Raw genomic sequence first — 25,021 nt, forward strand, 5'->3', positions numbered from 1 at the left:
CCGGGCGGTCATCCGGGCCCCCCGTCCCCGCCCCGGCGCGCGGCGAGCAGCAGGGCGATGTCGTCTGGCCGGTCGGCTGCGTGCCGCATGGTGGCGGTGAGCCGGTCGGCGACGGACATCAGGGACCGCCCGTCGGGCCGCGCGGCGGGTGCGCCCACCCTGGCCAGGGCGACCCGCAGGGCGCCGATCCCGTCGTCGATGTCATGGCCGGGCCGCTCGACCAGCCCGTCGGTGTAGAGCGCGAGGATCGCGTTGGGCTCCAGCCGCACCTCCGTCACCGGGTAGGTGGCATGGGCGACGACGCCGAGCACGACGCCGACCGGTGTGTCGAGCACCTGCGTGCGGCCGTCCGGGTGGCGCAGCAGCGGCGGGGGGTGTCCGGCCCGCGCGATCCGGGCCAGACCGGTCGCCGGGTCGAGCCACACGTAGCAGCAGCTCGCGAACTGGCCGGGGTCCAATTCGATGAGCAGCCGGTTGGTGCCGCTCAGCACCTGCTCCGGGGGCCGGTCGTCCAGCGCGAACGCCCGGACCGCGCTGCGCAGCTGGCCCATCGTGGCCGCCGCCTGCACACCGTGCCCCTGCACATCGCCGATGACCAGCGCCATCCCGTCGCCCGCCTCGACGACGTCGTACCAGTCCCCGCCCACGTCCATGCCCTCGGTCCCCGGCAGATACCGCCCAGCCGTCTCCAGCAGCGGATGCACCGACAGCCGACGCGGCAGCAGGGCGCGCTGCAGACCGCGGGCGAGCGCCGCCTCGGTGTCGTAGCGCTGGGCCTTCTCCATGGCGTGCGCGATCAGCCCGGCCAGCGCGGTGAGCACCGTGCGCTCCTCCGGGGCGAAGCTGCGGGGCCGGTCGAAGCCGAGGATGCAGGAGCCCACCGGGCGGCCCGAGGCGATCAGCGGCAGAAACGCGCGGGCGCCCTCGGAGGCGTCCAGCGCTATGCCCGGATAGGCGGCGGCGAGCTGTTCCATCGAGTCGAAGAACAACGGCTGACCGGTGGTGAGCGTCTCCACGCCGGGCAGCCGGGTGTCCAGGCCCACCCCGTCGTAGGGGGCCAGGAAGCCCTCCGGGAAGCCGGTCTCCCAGGCCAGGTACAGATGCCGGTCCTGGACCAGGTAGATGGCGAGCCGCCGGCCGCCGAAGGCGGGCAGCAGCTCCTGCATCACCACGGCCGAGACCTGGCGCGCGGTGACGGCCTCGGTCAGCGCGATGGCGAGGGTGATGGGGCGGTAGTGCAGGGCGGCCGAGGAGGCGGGCTCCGGGGCGGGCGGGGGAGCGTCGGCCGGCCGTGTGCGGGTGGGCAGCGGGGGCAGGGCCGCGTTCGACGGCAGCGCGGCCGAGGTGGCCGGCTCGTGCGGCGTCGGCCCGGGGGCATGGGTCGGCGCCGCCGGCGGGTTCGTCGGCGGCCCCGAGGCCGGTGTCGGCGGTGTCGGCGGACCAGGGGCGTGCGTCGGCGCGAGCAGCTCCTCCGCCGCCGGGACGGGGGCGTCCATCGACCGGTTCGCCGGTACGACCGTGCAGGTCAGGACGTCCGGGCCGGGCCGCACCGAGAAGGCCAGCCAGTCGCCCTCGTACGACTGCCGGCCGGGTTCCGGCGGCCGCCGCACATGGAAGTGCACCGCCTCCAGGGCGAGCAGCGCCGCCCGCAGATGGTCCTCGCACACCGGCTGCTGCAACCAGGGCACGGCCGCCCACAGCGGTCGCCCCACGAGCCTTTCGCGGTCCACGCCCAGCAGGTGCGCGGCCCGCGGATTGGCGTAGACGACCAGTCCCAGCCGGTCCAGGCAGAACACGCCCTGGGGCAGGCGTTCGGCCACCGTGTCGGCCACCGGGTCCGCCTCCAGCACCACACCGGCCACCAGCCGCGCACCGGAGGCCGGGCGCAGATCGACCAGACGCACCGCGCCGTGCGTGATCCGCACGGGCAGCGGGCGGTCGGGCGTACGGCCGCGGGCCGTCTCCCGCAGCAGGGCCATCAGCCGCAGCGCGTCCCCGTGGTCCACGGCCCGTACCAGTGCCTCGGCGGGGCCGGGAAGGTCCTGCGGCGCCAGCTCCAGCAGCGTCCGCGCGCCGTCGTCGGCGGTGACCAGGTCGGCGGCCGGGTCCCAGGTGAAGCGGCCCACGCGGGCGGAGCTCAGCCTGGCGGGCGGCGGCCGCAGACACAGCGGGTCGTCCTCCCAGACGATCGCGATGCCGGACTGCGTCAGCGCGTTCAGCTGCCGGCCGAGCCCGTCCGCGAGCGCGGCCAGCCGGTCCCGCTCGGCCAGCAGCTCGGTGACGTCGGCGACGGCCGGCCGCAGTGTCGTCAGCGCGCCGAGCGGCTCCGCTCCCGCCGTGACGGGCAGCGTGATCGAGCCGAGCGGGATGGGCAGCGCGGCGGCGAACTGGGGGAAGCGGCGCATGGTCTCCGTCGCGTTCGGCAGCAGCACCTGCACCCCGGAACGGAACGCCTCCGAGACCGGGAACCGCCGGTCCACATGCACCCGCCACCACGGCCGGAACAGCGGGCCGGGCAGCCCCGCCAGCACGGCGAGTCGCAGCACCCCCGGGGCCTGCGAGGGCAGGTAGACGGCCGCGACGGTGCCGCGGACCGTGCTGATCGCCTCGGTCGCGACCTCGGCGAGCAGCGCGGCCAGCCGTCCCGGCATCCCACTCCCGCTCTCGGCGCTCCCAGTCATCGGCCCTTACCTCATCGATGCCCCGCCGCGCAGGGACACAGCCAGAATGCCTCTGTACGGCCAGGGAGCGCACCTGGGCGGGGCTCGGAGAACGCCGACGGCAGGCCGCGTCGCCGGGCCGTCGCCGGGCCGACGCCGAGCGCTCCGAGGCTCCGCCGTCTACCGGGCCAGCGCCGACCGGGCCACGGCGAGGGCCTGCTCGGCGTAGCCCCGGCCGAACAGCACCGTGTGCACCAGCAGCGGAAACAGCTGATGCAGCCCGACGCGCTCGGCCCAGCCGGGGGCGAGCGGCGCGGCCTCACGGTAGGCCTCCAGTACGTCGTCCAGGTACGGGCAGCCGAACAGCCGCAGCATCGCCAGATCCGTCTCGCGGTGCCCGCCGTGGGCGGCCGGGTCGATGATCCAGGCGACCGTGCCCGTCCCTTCCGCCGAGTCCGCCTTTTCCGACCTTTCCGCCCTTTCCACCGTGTCCGCCGTGGCCGTTGCTTCCGCCGTGTCCGCCGTGGCCGTTGCGTACGCCGTGGCCGTTGCGTCCGCCGTGTTCGCCGTGTTCGCGCCCCACAGCACATTGCCGTTCCAGAGGTCGCCGTGCAGCCGGGCGGGCGGCTCCGGCGGTCCCGCGAGGGCGGGCAGCCGCTCGCACACCGTCTCGATCACGCCCGCCTCGGCCGCGCGGACCGTGCCGTCGTCGACCGCCCGGCGCAGATACGGCAGCACCCGCTGCTCGGCGTACCAGCGGGGCCAGTCGTCCCGGGGGCTGTTCCGCATCGGCGCCGGACCGATGTACGCGTCCCCGGGCCCTCCCGGAGGGGGCGCGCCGAACGCGGGGGCGCCCGCGGCGTGCAGCGCGGCCAGGCCCCGGCCGAGCCGCGCGGCGGCCTCCCGGGTCGCCGTGCCGGTCGGCACGCGTTCGGTGACCAGCCAGGTGTCGTCCGAGCCGAGCACCGCCGGGACGCGCACGGTCCCGGCGGCGGCCAGCCAGCGCAGTCCGGCCGCCTCCGCCCGCACCGCGTCCGGACCGTCCCCCCGCTTGACCATGACCACGGTCCCGTCCGCGCGCGCGACCTCGGTGAGCGCCCCCGACACCCTTCGCGCCCCGGTCACGTCCCGCCCGGTCAGCCGGGCGACGGCGGCCTCGGGCGCCTCGTGGTCACTGCGCGCGTCGCTGCGGCGGATCATGCCGTCCAGGGTACGAGGCGAGTGGCGGTGAGAGGCGGCGTACGGCACCTGGTGCGACCGGCGGGCGGGGGCACGGTGGTCCGCCCTGGCCGGCGGCCGGGCGGGGCCGGTGCCCAGTGCGGCCCAGTGCGGCCCAGTGCGGCCCGGTGCGGCCCGGTGCGGGTCGTCGTGGGTGAACGCCCCCGCGACGGAAGTCCTTTGGCAGGATATGGGGCAGCGCGACACCCGCCGCGCCGCACGGTCCCGACGCACCGCACCGCACCGCCCCCGCACCACAACCGCACCACCCCCCGATCCACCGTGATCCGCCCCGGGAGAGGAACCGCTCCGTGCGACGCCCGCTGCTCTACCTCGACGTGGACGGCCCGCTGAACCCGTACGCCGCCAAGCCGGAACGCCGACCCGAGGGCTACACGACCCATCGCATGGCTCCCGAGGGCTGGCTCGCCCGGCACCCCGCCTGGGAACGGCACCGGCTCCAGCCCCTGCGCGTCTGGCTCAACCCCGAACACGGCTTACGCCTAAGGGAGTTGAGCGAGCTGTACGACCTGGTGTGGGCCACGACCTGGTGCGCCGACGCCAACACCCTGATCGCGCCCGTCCTCGGCCTGCCCGAACTCCCGTTCGTCGACTGGCCCGGGATGTTCGACGAGGGTCCCGAGGGCACGTTCTGGAAGACCCGCCACGTCCTCGCGCACGCGGCGGGCCGCCCGTTCGCCTGGGTCGACGACGAACTCCGGGACGCCGACCGCGCCTATGTGGCGGACCACCACCCGGCCAGCGCCCTGCTGCACCGCATAGACGCCCGCCACGGCCTGCGCACCCCGGACTTCACCACGCTGCGCGCCTTCGCCCACGCCCTCAGCGGCTCCCCGGACCCCGACCCGACGGCGTAGCCGACAGCGCACGCTCGGTCCCGCGTCCCGGAGCGAGCGCACCAGCTCCACACCCTCACGCGGCGACCCGGCCCACACCACCCGCTCCGGCTCCGCGAGCCCCGCCCGCCGGTACGCCAGCCGGACACCCGCCTCGGCCTCGGCCCGGTCCGCGGGCACCGCGGCCGCGGCGCACTCCCGCCACAGCGCCACCTCGTCCGGGGCGGACGCCGCCGCCAGGACCGGCACGCCCCTGTCGTCCACGGCCGCCCTCCCCACCCGGTCCACGACCTCGTCCACCGTCCCGGAACCCGTCACGTCCCCTGCCCTCATCGCGCTCCTCCCCGTCATCTCCCCGGCCTCCGCCCGTCCGCTCCCGCCCGCTCAGTCGGCCACGATCCGCACGGAACCCGGCACGTACTCGCGCTGCCGGATCACCCGGAACCAGCCCTTGGGCAGCGCGATCGCCGCGTGCTCCTCGTGCACCACCCGGCCGCCCTCCGGCAGATGCAGCAGCATCGGACCGAACGGGCCCGGCTCCCGCATCAGTTCACCCGGGCCCACGACCGCGTGGGCGTGGCCGGTCACCTCGCCCAGGGCCAGCCAGCCGGCCCCGGCCGTCGCGCCGTTCCTTCGGCGCCCGCGCCACATGCGAGGGCACCGCGTCCTCGGCGACGGGCACGATCAGCACATCTCCCTGCCGGTACACGGCTCTCCCCTCCGGCCCGGTGCGCGGCGCACCGGCCATGACTGCGACAGTACGAGCCACCACTGACAACGGCCCCGGGCCCGCGCCCCGCGTTGTCACCGCGGGTTGATACAACTGCTGGCGCACCACGGATCTCGACCATCACGTCAGGAGCAGCGCGCATGACCATCGGCGACCACCTGCAGGAGCTGTACGGCCTGCCCGCGTTCACCTTCCCCGGGCCGGACGAGGAGGCGAAGCTGCCCGCGGCCGACGCCGTGGCCTGGCGGGTCACCAGCGATGTGTACGACGCCGACGAGGAGTGGGAGGCGGCCTTCGCGCGCTTCTGCGCCCAGGTCGACACCACCGAGGTCCGCGCGCTGATCGTCGGCGCCTGGCGGGAGGCGTACGACACCGACCCCTCGGCCGTCGTGGCCGCGCTGCTGGCCGCCCGCGACCGGCTGCCCGCGCTGCGGGCCCTTTTCCTCGGTGACATGGTCGTCGAGGAGTGCGAGATCTCCTGGATCAACCAGTGCGATGTCACCGAACTGCTGACCGGCTTCCCGGAGCTGGAGGAGTTCGGGGTGCGCGGCGGCACCGGCCTGGGACTGAGCGGGCTGCGCCACGACCGGCTGAGGAAGCTCACCGCCGAGACGGGCGGCATGCCCGTCGGCTTCGTGCGCGGGGTCGGCGCGAGCGACCTGCCCGCGCTGGTCCACCTCGACCTGTGGCTCGGCACCTCCGAGTACGGCGCCGACACCGAGGTGTCCGACCTGGAACCCCTGCTGTCCGGCACCCGCCTGCCGAGCCTGCGTCATCTCGCGCTGCGCAACAGCGAGATCCAGGACGAGATCGCCGCGGCCGCCGCCTCCGCCCCGGTGGTGGCCCGGCTGGAGGTGCTCGACCTGTCGATGGGCGTCCTGACCGACGAGGGCGCCGCGGCCCTCCTCGGCGGCCAGCCGCTCACCCACCTCAAGCAGCTCGACCTGCACCACAACTACTTCAGCGCCCCCCTCAAGGACCGCCTCCGCCAGACCCTCGAAACGGCCGGTGTCGAGCTCGACCTCGACGAGGACGACGCCGACGAGGACGAGGAGGACGACGGCACGGTCTGGCGCTTCGTGGCCGTGGGGGAGTGACCACGCCGTGCCGAGCTACTACCCGTCCCATCTCCAGGACTTCCACGACCTGCCCGTCCACACCTTCCCGGCCGAGGAGGTGCCCGGCGGCCGGCCCCTGCCCGGCGCCGCCTCCGTCGCCTGGCGGATCAGCACCGACTGCGAGTTCCCCTTCGAGCCGATCTGGCGGCGCTTCCTGGACCAGGTGCCCGGCGAGGACGTCACCGCCCTGGTCATCGGGCCCTGGTGGGACGACTACGACACGCGGAGCATCGACCCGGTGCTCGAACTGATCACGGCCGACGCCGAGCGCCTTCCCCACCTGCGGGGTGTGTTCCTGGCCGACCTGGTGTCCGAGGAGATGGAGCTGTCCTGGATCCAGCAGGGCGAGGTCACCCGGGTGCTGCGGGCCTGGCCCGGCCTGCGCGAGCTCGGCGTGCGCGGCGGCGAGGGACTGACCGTCGAACCCCTGCGGCACGACGGGCTGCGCGACCTGTGGATCGAGTCCGGCGGACTGCCGGCGGAGCCCGTACGGGCCCTGGGCGCCTGCGAGTTCCCCGCCCTGGAGCGACTCGAACTGTGGCTGGGCACCACCTGGTACGGCGGCGACTGCACCGCCGAGGACATCGCCCCCCTGCTGACCGGGCTCGGCCGCTGCCCCGGGCTGCGCCATCTCGGCCTGCAGAACAGCGACATCCAGGACGACATAGCCGCGGCCCTGGCCGCCGCGCCCGTCGTCGCCGGACTGGAGAGCCTCGACCTCAGCATGGGCACCCTCGGCGACGAGGGCGGCGCCGCGCTCCTCGCCGGGCAGCCGCTCACCCACCTCCGGTCGCTCGACCTGGACCACCACTATCTGAGCGAGGAGTTGACCGACCGCCTGCGCCAGGCCCTCGAACCGCACGGAGTGCGGCTCTCCCTGGCACCGTCCCGGCGCTCTACCCACGACCCGGAGGCCCGCTTTGTCGCCGTCGGCGAATGACGGCGGCCTCGCGCGTGTCGCCGTCGTCGGCAACCCCGAGAACCGGCGTGTGACCCTGTTCGCCGAGGCGGTGCGGGCGGCCGGTCTGCCCACGCCCCGGGTCGTGCCCTGGGCACGGGTACTGAGCGAGGGCGGCGCCGGCTTCGCGCCCGAGGAGGTCGTACGGCTCGACTCGCCCGGCGAGAACGCGGACGTTGACCGGCTGCTGCGCGGCGCCGAGGACCCCACCCGGGTCGAGGGATCGGCCCGCTGGCACACGGCCTTCGTGGCGGCCGTGCGCTCTCTGCGCGGCGGCGTCCGGCTCGACGACCCGGACGAGCTGGCGGTGCTGTTCGACAAGCGCCGCTGCCACGGCGTCCTGAGCGAGGCGGGCGTCCCCGTGCCGTACTCGCCCACCTCCGGCCCGGCCGGCGCGCCCGTGCGCGGCTGGGACGACGTACGCGCGCTGATGCGCGAGCACCGCATGCCCCGGCTGTTCGTGAAGCTCGCGCACGGCTCCTCGGGATCCGGGGTGCTGGCCGTCGAGTCGGCCGGGAGCGGCCGGATCAGGGCCACCACCTCGGTGGAACTGACCGAGGAGGGCGCCCTGTTCAACTCCCTCAAGGTGCGCCGCTACGACCGGGAGCGGGACATCGCGGCCATCGTCGACACCCTCGCCCCGGACGGCCTGCACCTGGAGCGCTGGCTGCCCAAGGCCTCCCAGGGCGGCCGGGCCGCCGACCTCCGGGTCGTCGTGGTGGACGGCCGCGCCACCCACGCGGTCGTGCGCACCAGCGCCTCGCCCATGACCAACCTCCACCTCGGCGGCAGCCGGGGCGAGACCGACCTCGCGCGGCAGGCCTTCGAGACGGCCGGCGCCCGCTGGGCCGACGTCCTTCAGGTGTGCGAGCGGGCCGCCGCCTGCTTCCCGCGCACCCTGTGCGTGGGCGTCGACCTGCTGCCCGCCACCGGGTGGCGCCGGGCCGCCGTCGGCGAGGTCAACGCCTTCGGTGACCTGCTGCCCCGGCTGACCGGCCTGCCCGGCAGCGGCGCCGAGGGCCTCGACACGTACGCCGCGCAGGTCGCCGCCCTCATACGGCGCCGCGCACCGCACCACCCGCACAGAACGGAACCCGCCCATGCCGGCGCCTGAACCCCACGCCGACACGCCCCTCGACATGAACGAGATAGTCGGCAGCCACGACCTGCTCCTGGTCACCCTCGACACGCTTCGCCACGACGTGGCCGCCGAGCTCGCCGCGGCCGGGCGCATCCCCAACCTCGCCCGCTGTCTGCCCGGCGGCCGCTGGGAGCGACGGCACGCGCCCGGCAGCTTCACCTACGCCTCCCACCAGGCGATCTTCGCCGGGTTCCTGCCCACCCCGGCCGCCCCCGGCCAGCACCCACGCCTGTTCGCGGCGAGCTTCGCGGGCAGCGAGACCACGGCCGAGCGGACGTACGTCTACGACACCCCCGATCTCGTCTCCGCGCTGGCCGCGGACGGCTACCGCACGGTCTGCCTCGGCGGTGTCGGCTTCTTCAACAAGCAGGGCCCGCTCGGCTCCGTGCTGCCCGGCCTGTTCCAGGAGTCCCACTGGGAGCCGGAGTTCGGCGTCACCTCACCCACCTCCTTCGAGGCCCAGGTCACCCGCGCCGAGGAGATCGTCCGCCGACTGCCCGCCGAGCAGAGGCTGTTCCTGTTCGTCAACGTGGCCGCCCTGCACCAGCCCAACTGGTTCCATCTGCCCGGCGCCACCCGCGAGGCGGGCGACTCCCGCGCGACGCACGCCGCCGCCCTGGAGTACGTCGACCGGCACATCGGCCGCCTCTTCACCGCCGTGAGCAGCAGACGCCCCGCCTTCGCCATCGTCTGCTCCGACCACGGCACCGCCTACGGCGACGACGGCTACACCGGCCACCGCATCGGCCACGAGTCCGTGTGGACCGTGCCGTACGCCCACTTCCTCCTCGAAGCGGGGGCCGCCCGGTGACCACGCCCGTCCGCCCGTACCAGAGCTACGTCTACGCCTACCCGCACAAGACCGCCTACCGGAAGCTGCCCGACCGCCCCCTGCTGCGCGACCTGTGGGACGCGGAGCCGAAGGACGCCCTCTCCCTCTATCTGCACATCCCGTTCTGCGAGATCCGCTGCGGCTTCTGCAACCTGTTCACCCGCATCGGCGCCCCGGACGGCCTCACCGGCGCCTACCTCGACGCCCTGGACCGGCAGGCGACGGCCGTACGGGAGGCGCTGGGGGAGCGGCAGCGGGTCCGCTTCGCCACCGCGGCCTTCGGCGGCGGCACACCCACCTTCCTCACCGCCGCCGAGCTGGAGCGGCTGTGCGACATCGCCGAGCGCCGCATGGGCGCCGACCTCAGGGCCGTCCCCCTGTCGGTGGAGGCCTCGCCCGCCACCGCGACCGCCGACCGGCTCGCCGTCCTCGCCGAACGCGGCACCACCCGGCTCAGCCTGGGCGTGCAGAGCTTCGACGACACCGAGGCGCGGTCCGCCGTACGCCCGCAGCGGCGCGCCGACGTCGAGGCCGCGCTCGGCCGTGTCCGGGACGCGGGCCTGCCGGTCCTCAACATCGACCTGATCTACGGCATCGACGGCCAGACCGAGGAGAGCTGGCTGAAGTCCCTGGACGCCGCGCTCGCCTGGCGGCCCGAGGAGCTCTACCTCTACCCGCTCTACATCCGCCCCCTGACCGGCCTGGGCCGCCGCGCCGACGACCACGACCCGGCCTGGGACGCCCAGCGCCTGCGCCTGTACCGCCTCGGCCGGGACCACCTCCTCGCCCACGGCTACACCCAGCAGTCCATGCGCATGTTCCGCCGCGCCGACGCCCCGCCGCAGGGCGCCGACGACTACGCCTGCCAGACCGACGGCATGATCGGCCTGGGCTGCGGCGCCCGCTCCTACACGGCCGATCTGCACTACTCCTTCGACTACGCCGTCGGCATGCACGAGATACGCGGCATCATCGACGACTACGTGGCCCGCCCGGCCGCCGACTTCGCGCACGCCGAGTACGGCCGCCGGATGGACGCGGACGAGGCCCGGCGCAGACATCTGCTCCAGTCGCTGCTCCAGGCCGACGGCCTGGATACGGCCGACTACCGGGCCCGCTTCGGACGGCCGCCCACGGACGGCTTCCGCGCCGAGCTGGAGGCGTTCGCCGCCCGCGGCTGGCTTCAGGACACGGACGGGCCCGTGCTGCGCCTGACCCCGGAGGGCCTGGCGCACTCCGACGCGATCGGGCCCGAGCTGTTCTCCCCGGCCGTACGCGCCGCGATGGCCGCCTACGAGCGGAAGTGACCGCGATGGACCTGACCCTGCTCTACCGCGGTCCGCTCGCGTCCTGCGACTACGACTGCCCGTACTGCCCGTTCGCCAAGCGGCGCGACACCCCTGAGCAGTTGCGCACGGACCGGGCCTGTCTGGAGCGGTTCGCCGGGTGGGCCGAGGCACAGACCGGTGACCGGCTGTCGGTGCTGTTCACGCCCTGGGGCGAGGGCCTGGTCCGCTCCTGGTACCGGCGCGCCCTCACCGAGCTGTCCCACCGTCCGCATGTGCGCCGGGTGGCCATCCAGACCAACCTGAGCTGCCGCACCGACTGGCTCGCCGAGGCCGACCGCGACACCCTCGCCCTGTGGTGCACGTACCACCCGGGCCAGACGCCGTACGACCGCTTCCTGGCCAAGTGCCGTGAACTGGCCGGGGCCGGCGTCCGCTTCAGCGTCGGGATCGTAGGCCTGCCGGAGCACCTGGAGCACGCCCGCCGGCTGCGCGCCGACCTCCCCGAGCACGTGTACCTGTGGGTCAACGCCGCCGAGGGCCACCTCTACGACGACGCGGCGGCCCGGCGGTGGACCGACCTCGACCCCCTCTTCCCGTACAGCCGCCACCCGCACACCAGCGCCGGTCTGCCCTGCCGCACCGGCGAGTCGGTGATCTCCGTGGACGGCGACGGCACGGTCCGCCGCTGCCACTTCGTGCCCGCCGAGCTCGGCAACCTCTACGACGGCTCCTACCGCGAGGCGCTGCGGCCCCGTGCCTGCCCGCTGGCCGTGTGCGACTGCCACATCGGGTACGTCCACTTGGAGACGCTGCCGCTGTACGACGTCTTCGCGGGCGGGGTGCTGGAGCGAATACCGGCACGCGGCGCGGAGGAACAGCGGGCGGGCGCGGGAGGCGGGCACCGGGCGGGCGCGGGGGGCGGGTACCGGGCGGGCACCGGGAGCGCGGTCGCCGCGTCCTCCGCCGACGGGAGCGGCATCCAATAATCTCTTCTGAAGGTATTCAATTAGATGAGTATCATGGAGTGTCTCCGGACGTCCGGCAGAGATGAGAGCGGCGCGCCGTGAGCGCAGCGCACGGCAAGGAAGGCAACCCCTCATGACCGCCCCGTACACCCGCTATGTCGCCCTGGGGGACAGCCAGACCGAGGGCGTCGGTGACGGAGACGACCTCACCGGGCTGCGCGGCTGGGCCGACCGCCTGGCCGAGCGGCTCGCCCGCCACAACCCCGGCCTGCGCTACGCCAACCTCGCCGTCCGAGGCCGCCTCGCGGGCCAGATCCACACCGGGCAGCTCGCCCCCGCCCTGGCCCTGCGCCCGGACCTGGCCACGGTCGTCGCCGGGGTGAACGACCTGCTGCGCCCGCGCTTCGACGCGGACGAGGTGGCGGGCCACCTGGAGGCGATGTTCGCCGCCCTCACGGCACAGGGCGCTCAGGTGGCCACCCTGACCTTCCCGGACCCCTCCCGCATCACCCCCCTGGCCCGGGGCCTGGCCCCGCGGGTGGTCGCCCTGAACGAGCGCATCCGCGAGGCCGCCCGCCGCCACGACGTCATCGTGGCCGACACCGCCACCGCGACGGTCGTCAGCGACCCCCGCCTGTGGAGCGCGGACCGGCTGCACGCCAGTCCGCTGGGCCACGACCGCATCGCCGCGGCCATGGCCTACGCCCTGGACCTGCCCGGCAGCGACAGCGCGTGGACCGACCCGCTGCCGACCGCGCTCCCGGCGCCCACCGGCCGGGGCACCGTCGCCGCCGAGGTCCGTTGGGCGGCCTCCTTCCTGGGCCCCTGGCTGGGCCGCCGCCTGCGCGGACGCTCCTCGGGGGACGGGCGTCGGGCGAAGCGACCCGAGCTTTCGCCGGTCGCGGTGGGCTGACCGGCGGCAGCGGCACCACCACGTCACCCGGGCCCGGCCCGGCGCCGGTTGCGCGGGGGTACCGGCGCGAGGCAGGGTTCGGGGCGTGGCCACCTTGTTGATCGTTCATCACACGCCCTCCCCGAACTGCCAGGCGATGTTCGAAGCCGTCGTCTCGGGTGCGACGGCGCCGGAGATCGAGAACGTACGGGTCGTGCGGCGGTCGGCGCTGTCCGCGACCGCGTCCGACGTGCTCGACGCGGACGCGTATCTGCTGGGCACCCCGGCGAACCTGGGCTACGTCTCCGGCGCCCTCAAGCATTTCTTCGACCAGGTCTACTATCCCTGCCTGGACGAGACGCGCGGTCGGCCGTTCGGGTACTACGTGCACGGCGGGAACGACGTCACCGGGGCCGTGCGGGCCGTCGAGGCGATCACCACCGGGCTCGGCTGGCGACGCGCCGCGGATGCCGTGACCGTGACCGGCGAACCGTCCAAGGACGACCTCCAGGCATGCTGGGAACTGGGAGCCGTGCTCGCCGCGGGGCTCATGGAGTGACGGAGGCCGCCCCGGGCGCTCGCCCGCCGAGCGCGCCCTAGGCTGACCTCATGTACGTGACACGGACGTCCCGGCACATGAACGCCCCGCCCTCTGCCGTCTACGGCGCGCTGCTCGACGCGGACGCGGTCGGGCGCTGGCGGGTGCCGGACGGGATGAGCGGCCGAGTCCACGAGTTCGACGCCAGGGAGGGCGGCCGCTTCCGGGTGTCGCTCACCTACGAACACTCCGACGCCACCGGCAAGTCGGGCGCCCGCACCGACACCTACCACGGCCGGTTCGTGCGGCTGGAGCGCGACCGGCTGGTGGTGGAGGAGCTCGCGTTCGAGACCGACGACCCGGCCCTGCGCGGCACGATGACCATGACGACCGTGCTCACGGCCACCGAGGACGGCGGCACCGAGGTCGTCATGGTGCACGAGGGCGTCCCCGACGCCGTGCCGCCGGGCGACAACGAGGCCGGCACGCGCATGGCCCTCGCCAACCTCGCCGCACTCGTCGAGGCGTCCTGAGCCGACGCCGCCCTCCCGGCGCGGGTCAGCGCACGCGGCGGACCAACGGAACACGCACGGCGCGCTCACCCTCCACCGGGCTCGGGTCAGCGCACGCGGTGGACCAACTGGCTGCTCAGCTCGTACCGCGCCCACCACCGCGAGCCGCCCCTGGCCCACCCGCGCGGCGAGGTCGGGCACCGAGGCCAGTCGTGAGCGGACGAGCCGCACCTGGGCGTCGACGGTCGCGTCGACGCGGGCGTCGCCCTCCACACGGTGATCGATGGCCGGGCGGATCTGGTCGGCCAGGTACTGGATGTGGTCCGGCAGGGGTTCCCCGGTCCGCTCCGCCTCCACGGCCGCCCGCACCGCGCCGCACGACTGGTGCCCGAGCACCACCACCAGCGGTATGCCGAGTTCCAGCACCCCGTACGCGACGCTGCCGAGCACGGCCTCGTCCAGCACCTCGCCCGCCGCCCGCACGGTCAGCAGATCCCCGAGCCCCTGGTCGAACACCAGCTCCGGCGGCACCCTGGAGTCCACACAGCCGAGTATCACGGCGAACGGGTGCTGCCCGGCCGTAAGCGCCTGCCGCACCGCCGGTGTCTCGTCGGGGTGCCGTCCCGGTACGTGCGCCGGCGCAGATTCCCCGCGGCCAGCGCGCGCAGCGCCTGCGCGGGGGTTCCGGGACGCGGCTGAGCGGGCGGTCGCGCGGCCGCCGAGGCGGGCGCGGTGACGGTGAGCGCGGCGGCTCCCGTCAGCCCGGCCCACAGCAGGGCGCGCCGGGCGGGAGGGGTGAACGGGGCGGGGGAGGTGGCATCGATGGTCACGGCGTTCGAACGTACGGCCGTACGGCCGGCTGTCCGGCCGCCCTTGCCGAATGATGACGTCGCCTGGGTGAACCGTGATCCGGCGTTGAAGCGCCCTTGGGCGGATCGTTTCCGTGCCCATACCCGGCCGGGTGGTCATCGCGCCCGCCCCAAGCGGCTGTTGACGTGCCATCAGATGCGAAAGTGTCCCGGACGATCACGGCCTCGCCGAGCGGGGGTGAGGGCGGCTCGGGCGCGGTGGGGGCGGGCGGGCGCCCGGAGACCGCGTTGTCAGTGGGCGCCGCTATGTTCGGTCGTGTTCCCGCCGGAAGGTGTCGGCACGTGAGATCTCACGTGCCCAAGTGGTGTGCCCGCAAAGGAGATGATGCGTTGTCCGACTGGGAGAAGTCGAGCACGGCCCGGGTGGTGCGGCCCGCCCGGCCGCGCAAGCTCGCCAAGGTGCCGTTCGTCGAACTGGCCGACGGACGACTGCAGGGCGTGGTGTCCAGCGGCTCGGACATCGAGCGGGTCTATGTGTCCTCGGTGGCGGCCGGGACGTACGCGTTCGCGTGCAGCACCAACAACAACCGCCCCTGCGGCGGCGCCCGCGGCTCGTTCTGCAACCACATCCGGGCGCTGATCACCGAGGCGGTGCTCCAGTACGGCCCCGAGCGCGTCGCCCGCTACCTGCGCGTCGACCTCGCCGACGGCGAGCCGAACGCCGGCTCCCTCGCCCACGCGATGACCGCCACGCGCCCCTCGGCGGCCGACGGCAAGGCCGCCGCGGCCCCCGTCTTCAGCCGCTTCCTGCGCCACCTGGCCTACCTGGAACTCGCGCCGGGCACCGAGCCGTTGCCGGAGATGCACTGGTTCCCGCCCACCAGGGGGCAGGAGCCGGGGAGCGACCTCGAAGCCGCGGGCCTGGTGGCCGCGCCGATCGACGGACTCGACGAGGCGCTCGCCGTCGTCGACGCCTTCGACCGCATGCTCACCGCGGGCCTGCTCAGGCCGCGCGCCGACCAGTCGGCCGGCCTGACCGGACTCGCCGACGCCGTCGCGGGCAGCCCGCTGGCCGCGCGGGTGGCGGAGGCGGCCGAGAAGGCGGCCGCCGGCGGCGCGGGCGAGGACCACTTCGTCGCCCTGGCCGCCGCCCGCACCGCGCTGCTCGGCTCCGCCCACGACGCCCTCGCCGCCCGGGCCGAGGAGCTGACCGGACGCACCCCGGACGACACCACCGGCCCCACCGCGCCGGGCGAGGGCCAGGCACCCAACCTCCTCGCCGCGGCCCGCTCCTGGCTCTCCGACCTGGCCCGCGCGGGCTGGCAGGGCATCGACCACGACCTGGTGTCGGGCGCGTCCCAGATCGTCTCCGCGATGCTCCCGGACACCTCGCTGCGCCGCCTCGCCACCCTGCTCGACGGCTTTGCCGCCGAACTCGCCGCCTCCTGCCCGGGTGCCTCGCTGGAGCGTGTCCCGGCCCGCCGCTGGGGCGACCTGTGGGCACGTGCCCTGCTCCTCGCCCTGCCCGGCGCCACCGACGCGCCCGCCCCCGGCACGGCCACCGGGCGCCTGCTGCCGCTCGGCGTGGACCTGCACGAACACGCCACCGCGGTCCAGGCCCAGGTCCACGCGGTCCTCGAACCCATGGACGGCGGCCCGCCCCGTCTGCTGCGCGCGGCCGTCTCGGTGCCCAAGCCCGACACGGTCGTCGAGGCCGGCGTCTGGCAGCTGCTGCGGCCCCACATGTCCCTGCTGGCCGCCCTCGGCGAGGGCCGTGCGATGGACCTCGACGCCATGCCGGTCACCGCGCAGGGCGACCTGATCTGGAGCGAGGAGCACGCCCGCCCCGGTGAGGCCGCCGACGCCTTCGCCACCGCCCGGGTCGCCCTGCCCACCGCGAGCGTCCCGGCCACCGCGCCGCTGGACCGTCACCCGGCCCGCCTGGCCGTCCCCGTCTTCCTGGAGGGCTACACCACCCGGCAGGACGGCGAGGCCACGGTGTTCGACCTGCCCTCGGGCCCGCTCGCCGTCGACACCGACCGCATCCCCACCGCCGGACCGCTCACCCCCGAGACCGTGGCCGCCTCCACCGCCTGCATCGGTCTGCTGCGCTGGGACGACGACACCTTCACCGTCCAGCCGCTCGCCGTCGAGACGACCGTACGGAAGAAGACCGTCGCCCTGCACGCGGGTGCCTGGGCCGGCGGCACCACCGACAAGAACGGCGTCAGGGCCGAGAAGGCGGCCACCGACGCCGTGAAGGTGCTGCGCGAGCGCGCCGGAAGGCTGCTGCGGAAATGACCGAGCCCACGACCGCCGAGGAGACGACCGAGGCCGCGACCGCCGCCGGGCAGGCAGCGGCCACGACCACCCACGACAACCGCCGCCAGGTGCTCTACTGGCGCCTGCTGGCCCGGCTGTTCGACCGTGAGGAGCAGCAGACCCTGGAGTCGGCGAGCCTCGCCGTCGTCGAGGACATGGGCCTGCCGGCCGCGCTGCTCGACCCGCAGACCTCTGTCGACTCCCTCGTGCAGCGCCACCCCGGACTGGCCGAGGAGTTCGACGGCCTGATGGTGCCGGAGGACGAGGACGGCGACCGCGACCGCGCCGCCGAGGTACGCCGCGCGGCACTGGTGTCGAAGGTGCTGCTGAACGTGTTCGACTGCGGTTCCGGCACGGTCACCGCCGGACAGCTCGCCCGCTGGCAGGCCGACGCCGCGTGGCTGGAGCGGGCCCTCGGCTGCAAGCCGGGCGAGCTGCGCGGCGGCCGGACCGGCGGACACGGCCCTGGCGCCCGGGCAACCGCCGGACCGGGCGTGAGCCCCACCGGCACCGGCGGCGGCCGCCGCACCCCCGACCTGAGCCGGCTGATCCCGGAGATCGGGCCGGAACTCGGCTCCATCGAGGCCGGCCTCGTCAAGCGCATGCACCTGCGCGAGGTCCTCGCCGACCCCCAGCTCGCCGCGAAGCTCACCCCGAGCATGTCGCTGATCGAGCAACTGCTGCGCGACAAGAACAACCTCTCCGGCGTCGCCCTCGCCAACGCCAAGGCGCTGATCCGGCGCTTCGTCGACGAGGTCGCCCAAGTGCTGCGCACCCAGGTCGAGAAGAGCACGGTCGGCGCCCTGGACCGCTCGGTGCCGCCCAAGCGGGTGTTCCGCAACCTCGACCTCGACCGCACGATCTGGAAGAACCTCACCAACTGGAGCCCGGAGGAGGAGCGGCTCTACGTCGACCGCCTCTACTACCGGCACACCGCCCGCAAGACGACGCCCCAGCGGCTGATCGTGGTCGTCGACCAGTCGGGCTCGATGGTCGACTCGATGGTCAACTGCACCATCCTGGCTTCCATCTTCGCCGGGCTGCCGAAGGTCGACGTCCACCTCGTCGCGTACGACACGCAGGCGCTCGACCTCACCCCCTGGGTGCACGACCCGTTCGAGACGCTGCTGCGCACCAACCTCGGCGGCGGCACCGACGGCACGGTCGCCATGGCCCTCGCCCAGCCGAAGGTCGCCGAGCCGCGCAACACCGTCGTGGTGTGGATCTCCGACTTCTACGAGTGGCGCGGCGAGCAGCTGTTCGAGTCGATGGCCGGCCTGCACCGCTCCGGCGTGAAGTTCATCCCCGTCGGCTCGGTGACCAGCTCCGGGCGCGGCAGCGTCAACCCCTGGTTCCGCGAGCGGTTCAAGGACCAGGGCACCCCGGTGATATCCGGGCACATCCGCAAGCTCGTCCAGGAACTCAAGACGTTCCTCGCCTAGCGCCTCCGAATGCATTCAGAGCATCCGAATACCTGGAGAAAGGCCCTCCCATGTCCGACCTGTTGCGCGCCCCCGCCGAGCTCAAGTACGCCGAGGAGCTGGACTGGCTGGAGTCGATCGACGACAACCCCAAGCCGTTCTCCTGGCGGCTGTCGCCGAAGATGGTCCGTCTGTTCATCCTCGGCTCCGAGCGCGCCGACGGCCTGGACCGTGAGGTCTCGCAGAAGTGGTTCGGCGACCGCAGCTTCGTCGAGCGTTCCATCGTCACCCTCGCCTCCGACCGGGGCCTGCTGCTGATCGGTGACCCCGGCACCGGCAAGAGCTGGCTGGCCGAGCTGCTGGCCGCGGCGATCTGCCGCAACTCCACCATGGTCGTGCAGGGCACCGCGGGCACCACCGAGGACCACATCAAGTACTCGTGGAACGTCTCGATGGTGATCGCCAAGGGCCAGTCCCGCGAGTCGATGATCCCCTCGCCGATCATGACCGCGATGGAGGGCGGTGCCATCGGCCGCTTCGAGGAACTCACCCGTTCCACCAGCGACGTGCAGGACGCGCTGATCTCGATCCTGTCGGAGAAGTACATCTCCGTGCCCGAACTCGACAGCGACAACATCGTGTTCGCCAAGCCGGGCTTCTCGATCATCGCCACCGCCAACTCCCGCGACCGGGGCGTCAACGACCTCTCCTCGGCCCTCAAGCGCCGTTTCAACTTCGTCCGCATCCCCGTGGTCAGCAACAAGAAGGCCGAGGCGGAGATCGTCCGCTTCCGCACCGAGGAACTGCTACGCCGCCACCAGATCGAGCTGGACGTGCCGCCCACCCTGCTGGACGTCCTGCTGCAGAGCTTCGCCGACCTGCGGGCCTCCTCCGCCGCTGCCGCGAGCGACGACGAGAAGCTGGAGTCGGCCCTGTCCACCGCCGAGCAGATCGGCGTCCTGGAGGACGCCGTCCTGCACGGCAACTTCTTCGGCGAGCGCACCCTGACCGCGCACACCCTCGCCTCCTCCCTCGTCGGATCGCTCGCCCGGCGCGAACCGGAGGACCTCGCCATCCTCAACAAGTACCTGCACGGCGTGGTCGAACCGCGCAGCAAGGAAGAGGGCGGATCCTGGCCGGAGTTCCTGGAGGGCGGCCGCGACGCGATCGCGACCCTGTCATGAGCGAAGCCACCTTCACGGCGCTGCGCGCCCAGCTGGAGCAGGCCGCCACGACGTTCGCCGACGGCCCACGCACCCTGGAGGGCATCCTCCTCGGCATGGTCGACGACGTCGACCGGGCCGTCCGTGAACCCCTGGAGATCTTCCCGGTCTGCCACCACTCACCCGCCTCCGCCCTCGCCATGGCCCGCCGGCTGCGCGAGAAGCAGCCCAAGGTGGTCTACCTGGAGCTGTGTGAGGACATGGCCCCGCTGCTGACCGAACTGCGCAACTGCCGCCTGCCGGTGGCGGTGCAGGCCTTCGCCACCGAGGTCGACGGCTTCCCCGCCGACTGGGCCCCGCTGTCCGTCGTCGCCCCGGTCACCGAGGCGTCCGCCGAGTACCAGGCCATCGCGTACGCCCTGGACACCCCGGGCGTCGAACTCGTCCTCGTCGACCGCTCCAGCGACCACGTCTTCCAGTGGCAGGAACCCGAGGCGGAGGCACCGGACGGCGCCGACCCCGACGCGCCGCCGGCCGAGGAGGAGGCCGCGCTGCACGGCGACGCCGTCGGCGTCGAGATCGGCGACCTGCGCCCGAGGTTCGCCGAACTGGAGGAGCACTTGCTGCGGCACGGCAAGGTGCGGCACTGGTCGGAGTGGTGGCACCAGTACGTGGAGCTGCCGCTCGGCGGCAGCGACCACGACACCTACCGGCAGGTGATGTTCCTCATCGGCAGCCTCTTCCGCCGCCTCGCCCCCGGCGGCTCCCGGCGGGTCCGCGTCGACGAGGACCGCGAGCGCTACATGTGGACGCGGATGCGCGAGCACCTCGCCGGCACCGGCACCGACCCCGCCGACTGCCTGTACGTCTGCGGCGCCTTCCACGCGGCCAGCCGCGTCGAGGAGTTCGGCGTCGGGGGCAGCGCCGGCTTCGAGATCTCGCCGCGCACCGACACCAAGTGGCAGTACGGACTGATCCCGTCCAGCCATGCGGCGATCGAGGCCCAGTTCGGCCTCGCCGCGGGCTCGGTGTCGATCGCGGCGACGGAATGGGCGAAGAACCTCAAGCGCACCCGGGTGAAGCCGTACCGGCTGGCCGGACAGGCGGGCACCAGGAAGCCGGCCAGGACCGCGGCGCCCCCGGCACCCATGGCGGACACCCCGCCCGCCGACCGTCTGACGGGCTTCCTGCAACGCCCGCCGGTGCTCGACCCGCTCGACGAGGCCGAACTGCTCGGCTGGTCGGTGGAGATCGTGCGCGCCGCCCGCCGCAACGGCTACCTCGCCTCGACCGCCGACGCCATCGCCGTGTTCGAGACGTCCATCCTGCTGGCCGGGATGCGCGACCGGGCCAAACCGACGCCGTACGACTTCCAGGACGCGGCCGTCACCTGCATCGAGAAGGAGAGCGTGCCCGGCCGGCGCGACGTCCGCAGGCTCGCCGAGATCATGATGGGCGGCGACCGCATCGGCCAGGTCGGCTACGACGCCCTGCCGCCGCTCGCCCGCGACGTGCACGACCGGCTCGCGCCGCTGAACCTCCGGCTCCAGCAGCGCGGCGTCCAGCGGGCCCTGCTCGACATCGCCTCCCAGCCAGAGCTGGCGAAATGCTCCGACGTGCTGTGGATCCTGAAGTACCTGATGCCGCACGGCGCCGCCCGCCCGATCATGGGCGAACGGCGGCTCGGCGAGAAGTCCATCCAGGAGTCCTGGGACCTCGCCCTGGGCACCCACCAACGGGCGCTCATCGAGCTGGGCTACGAGGGCGTCAGCATCGAGCAGGTCCTGGAACAGCGGCTGCGGCGCACCGCGTACGACCCGAAGGCCACGGCCGCGACCGTGCTCCGCGCCGTGGAGGACGCCGTCCTCCATCTGCGCAGCCGCCGCCTCGCCGACGAACTCGGCACCCGCGCCCTGGAGGTGCTGGCGCAGGAACGCAGCGTGGACGGGGCCCCCGAGGTGCTGCGCCGGGTCCGCGGGCTCCTCGCGTACTACCGCACCAACGAACCCGTGCTGCCCGGCTGGGTCGAGTCCTTCGTCAAGACCGGCCACGCGCACTACTGCACACTGCTGCCGACCGCGTTCACCGACGAGGACGCCACCGTCCGCCAGGTCGCGGCCATGTTCGGCTTCCTGTTCAGCATGGAGAGCCTGGCCCTGTCGCTCGGCTGCGACCGCACACAGCTCGAACTGGCCGTCGCCCAGTCCCACCCGCGGGAGCCGGACAAGACGGCCCTGCTCTGGGCGGCCCAGACCCAGCTGGGCCGGCTGTCCCGCGACGAACTGCGCGCCCGCTGCGCCGATCTCCTGGGCAACCCCCTGGTCGTGCCCGCCTACCCGCGCTACCTCAGCGGGTTCCTGCACGCGCTGGAGCCGGTGCCGCAGCTGACCGACTTCGTCGTCGAGGCCGTCTCGAACGCCTTCGCCGAACTCCCCGACCCGGTCCTGCTGCCCTGGCTGCCGAGCCTGATCACCAGCCTGCGCTCCAGCGGCTCCGAACTGGCTCCGCTGCTGATACGCGAGGCCGGGCGGATCTTCCCCGGACGGCTGGACGCCCTGGACACCTGGGTCCCCCCGTGGCGGGCGCAGGCGGCCCCGGCCGCCGCGCTCGGGTCCGGCCGACCGGGCAGCCCGGCCGCCCTGTCCCTGCTCGCCGCCCACCCGGCGGCCTGCGACTCTCTCGCCGCTCTCCTGGGCTGCGAGGGCACATGGGACGAGCCGGCCCCGACCGGCGTTGCGCTCCTCGCCCGCCATCCTGGGACGGCGACCGCGCTGGAGGCCCTGCTGACCCCGTCCTGAGGACTGTCGCCCACGTCGTGAGGGCTCCGGCCCGAAGCCGGCCCGGCCGCCGATCCAGGCGGCCGGGCCGGCCGCGTCAGAGCGCCCCCGCCCGCAGGGGGCAACCGTTGCCGACTCTCTCGCTCAAGTCGGCCCTTAACGACGCCAGTTCGGCCATCCGGCTGTCGATGACACGTATCTTGTCCTCGAACAGCGCGGACAACGCCGCGGCGGTGTCGGGCGCTTCGCGCAGCTCCTCGCGGTGCCGGCGGATCTCGGCCAGGGTGAATCCCAGGGTCTGGGCCGTGCGGACGTAGTACAGCCAGGTGACCGCTTCCTCCGGGAAGTCCCGGTAGCCGTTGCCGAGTCGCTCCCCGGTCACCAGACCGAGCCGCTCGTAGAACCGGATGGCGTCCTTGCTCAGACCGGTCCGTTCGGCCAACTCACCGATGCGCACTCACTTCACCCCAATGTGGACTTGACCTTGGACAGTACTCCAACGCTGAGCATGAGGCGTCGTCGTTCCCACACCTGTGGAGTCCCACCATGACCCCTGCTCAGTCCCGATATCTGCGTCTCGTTCGTATCAGCGCCTGGTACGACCTTGTCGTCACCGCCGGGTTCGTCACCCCGTGGACCTACGCCCTGGTGCACACGGCCCTCTCGTGGGCCGGGGAGGCACTCGGTCTCGGCGGACTGCCCGCCCGCGAGCCCGCGCAGGTCCTCTACGCCAACCTCATGGGGTCCGTGGTCGTCGTGTGGTCCGTACTGCGCCTGCGTCGCACCCTCCCGGTGCACGGCCTGTACGACGGTGTCGCCCGCACGTTGTTCTCACTGGGGCTGGCCTCGGCGCTGGCGGCGGGGATGTCGGGCGTGCTGTGGCTGTTCCTGACGGTCGAGCTGGCCTGGGGCGTCGTACAGCTGCTGCCCTGGTGGCGGCAGCGCGCCGCCGTACGGCGTGGGGCGGGCCGTCCGGCGGTGGGGGAGAGCGTGTAGGGCGTCAGCCCAGGTTGCCCAGGCGGGCGTCCTGCCACAGGTCGACGCCGCCGTCGGTGGCGTACTTGTCGATCTCGGCGAGCTCCTCGGCGCTGAAGGCGAGGTTCTCCAGGGCCGCCACGTTCTGCTCCAGCTGCGCCACGCGTGAGGCACCGACCACGAGGGAGGTGACCCGCTCGTCGCGCAGCGCCCAGGCGAGCGCCATCTGGGCGAGCGTCTGGCCGCGACGGGCCGCGATGTCGTTGAGCGCGCGCAGCCGCTGGACCATGTCGTCCGTGAGCCAGCCGGAGTCGAAGGACTTGCCCTGCGCGGCCCGCGAGTCGTCGGGCACGCCGTCGAGGTAGCGGCCGGTCAGCATGCCCTGGGCCAGCGCGGTGAAGCCGATGACGCCGAAGCCCTCCTCCCGCGCGGCGTCGAGCAGCCCGTCCGTCTCGATCCAGCGGTTGAGCATGCTGTACGACGGCTGGTGGATGAGCATCGGAGTGCCCAGCTCACGCAGGATGCGGGCGGCCTCCCGGGTGCGCTCGGCGTCGTAGGAGGAGATGCCCACGTAGAGGGCCTTGCCCTGGCGGACGGCGGTGTCGAGCGCGCGCATCGTCTCCTCGAGGGGCGTGCCGGGGTCCAGCCGGTGCGAGTAGAAGATGTCGACGTAGTCCACGCCCATCCGGCTGAGCGACTGGTCGAGGGAGGCCAGCAGGTACTTCCGCGAGCCACCGCCCTGCCCGTACGGGCCCGGCCACATGTCCCAGCCGGCCTTGGTGGAGATCACCAGCTCGTCCCGGTACGGCTTGAGGTCCTCCCGCATGAGGCGCCCGAAGTTGATCTCGGCGGCGCCGTAGGGCGGACCGTAGTTGTTCGCCAGGTCGTGATGCGTGATGCCGAGGGCGAAGGCGCGCAGGGCGATCTCGCGCTGGGTCTCGAAGGGCATGTCGTCGCCGAAGTTGTGCCAGTAGCCCAGCGACAGCAGGGGAAGGTCGAGTCCTGAGCGTCCGGTGCGGCGGTAGCGCATGGTGCCGTTGTAGCGATCGGGGTCCGCGATGTGGTTCATCGGGTGCTCTCCGGGTGGTGCGATGAGGGGTCCGTCGTGTTCGGGGACGTGCCCCACCCTGCCCCCGCGTGATCGTGAAGTCCAACCGATCGGGCTCGTGCCATTGAGCGGTGTCGTTTCTGAATGGCTCAGCCGTTCGACGGTGCTCCGGGGCTACGGGAATGCGTCGGCGGGGGGTGTTGTTGGACCCCATGTAGCTGACATGCGCAAGCCAATGGCTTGCGGTGTGGGCGGAAGGAGGACCTCATGGCACGCGCCACCACGCGTCCCGTCATCACCCTGCGGTCGACGGCCGGGACCGGCGTCACCTACGTGACGCGCAAGAACCGTCTCAACGACCCCGACCGGCTGACCCTGCGCAAGTACGACCCCGTGGCGGGCCGGCATGTCGCGTTCCGCGAGGTGCGCTGACGCCGCGTGGTCACCATCGGCCCGACCGAGCCATGAGCCGGCACAAGCAGCCATGAGCAGCCATGAACAGCCATGAGGAGGCACACCCCGTGAAGCACGGAATCCACCCCGAGACCCGCCCGGTCGTCTTCCGGGACCGTGCGGCGGGCGTCGCGTTCCTGACCCGCTCGACCGCGCGTTCGGCGCAGACGGTCGAATGGGCGGACGGCGCCACCTACCCCGTGATCGACGTGGAGACGTCGTCGGCCAGCCACCCGTTCTACACCGGCACCCACCGGATCGTGGACAGCGCCGGCCGCGTGGAGCGGTTCGAGCGCCGGTACGGGCGTGCGGGGGCCGCGCGCCGCTGACGCACCACCACCGA

The 25,021-nt window shown here is 73.6% G+C and carries 21 protein-coding genes and 4 pseudogenes; 18 read left to right on the forward strand and 7 right to left on the reverse strand.

Translation table 11 applies throughout. The features are described from left to right. Window positions 1-8: 8 nt before the first annotated feature. Together ABZZ79_RS28150 and ABZZ79_RS28155 are read right to left on the reverse strand one after the other, a co-directional pair. Window positions 9-2,681 carry a SpoIIE family protein phosphatase gene (locus ABZZ79_RS28150; RefSeq protein WP_356693310.1) on the reverse strand — a complete coding sequence of 891 codons (2,673 nt, stop codon included), beginning with the start codon at window positions 2,679-2,681 and terminating at the stop codon, window positions 9-11. Between the two features lie 159 nt (window positions 2,682-2,840). Beyond that, the gene (locus ABZZ79_RS28155; RefSeq protein ID WP_356693312.1) at window positions 2,841-3,860 is read right to left on the reverse strand and encodes a fructosamine kinase family protein; all 1,020 of its coding nucleotides are present in this window, start codon (window positions 3,858-3,860) and stop codon (window positions 2,841-2,843) included. A gap of 329 nt (window positions 3,861-4,189) precedes the next feature. Between ABZZ79_RS28155 and ABZZ79_RS28160 the strand changes: the two genes are divergently transcribed. Then, entirely contained in the window at window positions 4,190-4,756 is a 567-nt protein-coding gene (locus ABZZ79_RS28160; protein ID WP_356693314.1) for an HAD domain-containing protein, read from the forward strand. On the opposite strand, the pseudogene ABZZ79_RS28165 reads toward ABZZ79_RS28160, so the two are convergent. Together ABZZ79_RS28165 and ABZZ79_RS28170 are read right to left on the reverse strand one after the other, a co-directional pair. Beyond that, window positions 4,751-4,975 (reverse strand): annotated as a pseudogene (locus ABZZ79_RS28165) (hypothetical protein); the annotation flags it as partial. The gene ABZZ79_RS28160 and the pseudogene ABZZ79_RS28165 sit on opposite strands and share 6 nt — an antisense overlap. A 144-nt stretch (window positions 4,976-5,119) precedes the next feature. Then, window positions 5,120-5,444 (reverse strand): annotated as a pseudogene (locus tag ABZZ79_RS28170) (hypothetical protein). 161 nt (window positions 5,445-5,605) lie between these two features. Between ABZZ79_RS28170 and ABZZ79_RS28175 the strand changes: the two are divergent. The 9 genes from ABZZ79_RS28175 (at window position 5,606) to ABZZ79_RS28215 (ending at window position 13,731) form a co-directional block, all read left to right on the forward strand. Next, on the forward strand, window positions 5,606-6,562 hold the full coding sequence (locus ABZZ79_RS28175) for an STM4015 family protein (RefSeq protein ID WP_356693316.1): 957 nt from the start codon (window positions 5,606-5,608) through the stop codon (window positions 6,560-6,562). A gap of 7 nt (window positions 6,563-6,569) precedes the next feature. Beyond that, on the forward strand, window positions 6,570-7,523 hold the full coding sequence (locus ABZZ79_RS28180) for an STM4015 family protein (RefSeq protein ID WP_356693318.1): 954 nt from the start codon (window positions 6,570-6,572) through the stop codon (window positions 7,521-7,523). Beyond that, window positions 7,504-8,655, forward strand: coding sequence for an STM4014 family protein (locus ABZZ79_RS28185; protein WP_356693320.1), 1,152 nt, complete (start codon window positions 7,504-7,506; stop codon window positions 8,653-8,655). The genes ABZZ79_RS28180 and ABZZ79_RS28185 overlap by 20 nt, the downstream gene beginning before the upstream one ends. Window positions 8,656-8,680: 25 nt before the next feature. Then, on the forward strand, window positions 8,681-9,493 hold the full coding sequence (locus tag ABZZ79_RS28190) for an STM4013/SEN3800 family hydrolase (protein WP_356693322.1): 813 nt from the start codon (window positions 8,681-8,683) through the stop codon (window positions 9,491-9,493). Further along, window positions 9,490-10,821: an STM4012 family radical SAM protein gene (locus ABZZ79_RS28195; protein WP_356693324.1), complete on the forward strand. Its 1,332-nt coding sequence runs from the start codon at window positions 9,490-9,492 to the stop codon at window positions 10,819-10,821. Before ABZZ79_RS28190 ends, ABZZ79_RS28195 begins: the two co-directional genes overlap by 4 nt. 5 nt (window positions 10,822-10,826) lie before the next feature. Next, window positions 10,827-11,789: an STM4011 family radical SAM protein gene (locus ABZZ79_RS28200; RefSeq protein ID WP_356693495.1), complete on the forward strand. Its 963-nt coding sequence runs from the start codon at window positions 10,827-10,829 to the stop codon at window positions 11,787-11,789. Between the two features lie 112 nt (window positions 11,790-11,901). Continuing rightward, a complete protein-coding gene (locus ABZZ79_RS28205; protein ID WP_356693326.1) occupies window positions 11,902-12,681 on the forward strand; it encodes an SGNH/GDSL hydrolase family protein in 780 nt (259 codons plus the stop codon). 85 nt (window positions 12,682-12,766) lie between these two features. Continuing rightward, window positions 12,767-13,219, forward strand: coding sequence for an NAD(P)H-dependent oxidoreductase (locus tag ABZZ79_RS28210; protein ID WP_356693328.1), 453 nt, complete (start codon window positions 12,767-12,769; stop codon window positions 13,217-13,219). 50 nt (window positions 13,220-13,269) lie between these two features. Further along, window positions 13,270-13,731: an SRPBCC domain-containing protein gene (locus ABZZ79_RS28215; RefSeq protein ID WP_356693330.1), complete on the forward strand. Its 462-nt coding sequence runs from the start codon at window positions 13,270-13,272 to the stop codon at window positions 13,729-13,731. Window positions 13,732-13,817: 86 nt separating this feature from the next. On the opposite strand, the pseudogene ABZZ79_RS28220 reads toward ABZZ79_RS28215, so the two are convergent. Then, window positions 13,818-14,486: pseudogene (locus ABZZ79_RS28220) on the reverse strand (carbonic anhydrase). A gap of 423 nt (window positions 14,487-14,909) precedes the next feature. Here ABZZ79_RS28220 and ABZZ79_RS28225 point away from each other — a divergent pair. The 5 genes and pseudogenes from ABZZ79_RS28225 to ABZZ79_RS28245 all read left to right on the forward strand — a co-directional run. Continuing rightward, a pseudogene (locus ABZZ79_RS28225) lies at window positions 14,910-15,404 on the forward strand (hypothetical protein); the annotation flags it as partial. Then, a complete protein-coding gene (locus tag ABZZ79_RS28230) occupies window positions 15,381-16,820 on the forward strand; it encodes a hypothetical protein (protein ID WP_356693497.1) in 1,440 nt (479 codons plus the stop codon). The pseudogene ABZZ79_RS28225 and the gene ABZZ79_RS28230, both read left to right, overlap by 24 nt. Continuing rightward, window positions 16,817-18,283 (forward strand): VWA domain-containing protein, encoded by a 1,467-nt coding sequence (locus tag ABZZ79_RS28235; RefSeq protein WP_356693332.1) that lies wholly within the window; start codon window positions 16,817-16,819, stop codon window positions 18,281-18,283. Before ABZZ79_RS28230 ends, ABZZ79_RS28235 begins: the two co-directional genes overlap by 4 nt. Window positions 18,284-18,333: 50 nt before the next feature. Then, the gene (locus tag ABZZ79_RS28240) at window positions 18,334-19,446 is read left to right on the forward strand and encodes an AAA family ATPase (protein WP_356693334.1); all 1,113 of its coding nucleotides are present in this window, start codon (window positions 18,334-18,336) and stop codon (window positions 19,444-19,446) included. Beyond that, window positions 19,443-22,223: a hypothetical protein gene (locus ABZZ79_RS28245; protein ID WP_356693336.1), complete on the forward strand. Its 2,781-nt coding sequence runs from the start codon at window positions 19,443-19,445 to the stop codon at window positions 22,221-22,223. The genes ABZZ79_RS28240 and ABZZ79_RS28245 overlap by 4 nt, the downstream gene beginning before the upstream one ends. Before the next feature lie 76 nt (window positions 22,224-22,299). Here ABZZ79_RS28245 and ABZZ79_RS28250 read toward each other — a convergent pair whose 3' ends face one another. Continuing rightward, the gene (locus ABZZ79_RS28250; protein WP_356693338.1) at window positions 22,300-22,659 is read right to left on the reverse strand and encodes a MerR family transcriptional regulator; all 360 of its coding nucleotides are present in this window, start codon (window positions 22,657-22,659) and stop codon (window positions 22,300-22,302) included. 89 nt (window positions 22,660-22,748) lie between these two features. Between ABZZ79_RS28250 and ABZZ79_RS28255 the strand changes: the two genes are divergently transcribed. Continuing rightward, on the forward strand, window positions 22,749-23,198 hold the full coding sequence (locus ABZZ79_RS28255; protein WP_356693340.1) for a hypothetical protein: 450 nt from the start codon (window positions 22,749-22,751) through the stop codon (window positions 23,196-23,198). Window positions 23,199-23,202: 4 nt separating this feature from the next. Here ABZZ79_RS28255 and mgrA read toward each other — a convergent pair whose 3' ends face one another. Next, window positions 23,203-24,246, reverse strand: coding sequence for an L-glyceraldehyde 3-phosphate reductase (gene mgrA / locus ABZZ79_RS28260; RefSeq protein ID WP_356693342.1), 1,044 nt, complete (start codon window positions 24,244-24,246; stop codon window positions 23,203-23,205). 246 nt (window positions 24,247-24,492) lie between these two features. On the opposite strand from mgrA, the gene rpmG reads away from it, so the two are divergent. Both rpmG and ABZZ79_RS28270 read left to right on the forward strand, forming a co-directional pair. Then, window positions 24,493-24,657: a 50S ribosomal protein L33 gene (gene rpmG, locus ABZZ79_RS28265; RefSeq protein ID WP_356693344.1), complete on the forward strand. Its 165-nt coding sequence runs from the start codon at window positions 24,493-24,495 to the stop codon at window positions 24,655-24,657. Between the two features lie 89 nt (window positions 24,658-24,746). Beyond that, window positions 24,747-25,007 (forward strand): type B 50S ribosomal protein L31, encoded by a 261-nt coding sequence (locus ABZZ79_RS28270; protein ID WP_356693346.1) that lies wholly within the window; start codon window positions 24,747-24,749, stop codon window positions 25,005-25,007. Window positions 25,008-25,021: the final 14 nt, after the last annotated feature.

Source organism: Streptomyces sp. NPDC006458, from assembly GCF_040612135.1.
Classification (GTDB): domain Bacteria; phylum Actinomycetota; class Actinomycetes; order Streptomycetales; family Streptomycetaceae; genus Streptomyces.